Below are 301 nucleotides of genomic sequence, written 5' to 3'. Positions count from 1 at the left end.
GACCCCCTCAGCGCACAGCAGAAAGCGCTTGAGGAGTTCGATGAGTATGTCGACACACTGCGCCGCCATGGCGTGGAAGTGCTAGTGGTACAGGACACGCCAGCACCCCATACCCCCGATTCTATCTTCCCCAATAACTGGTGGAGCAGCCACGCCGACGGCAGCCTGGTGCTGTACCCGATGGTAGGCCAGAACCGACGACTGGAGCGCGATAAAGGGGTGCTGCAGGTCCTGGAACAACGCTTTGCGATCACCAGCATCATCGACCTGAGCCACCTGGAACGAGTGAACATCTTCCTCG

The 301-nt window shown here is 59.5% G+C and carries 1 protein-coding gene; it reads left to right on the top strand.

Translation table 11 applies throughout. The annotated features are described in order from the left end of the window. Nucleotides 1–301: arginine deiminase-related protein (locus ACFZPT_RS26625; protein ID WP_379559117.1), on the top strand; the 301-nt coding region annotated here is incomplete at both ends.

The organism is Pseudomonas sp. MD330_10 (assembly GCF_042610415.1).
Classification (GTDB): domain Bacteria; phylum Pseudomonadota; class Gammaproteobacteria; order Pseudomonadales; family Pseudomonadaceae; genus Aquipseudomonas; species Aquipseudomonas rhodesiae.
The sequence above is the reverse complement of the archived record's forward strand: the minus strand, read 5'-3'. Positions and strand labels throughout refer to the sequence as shown.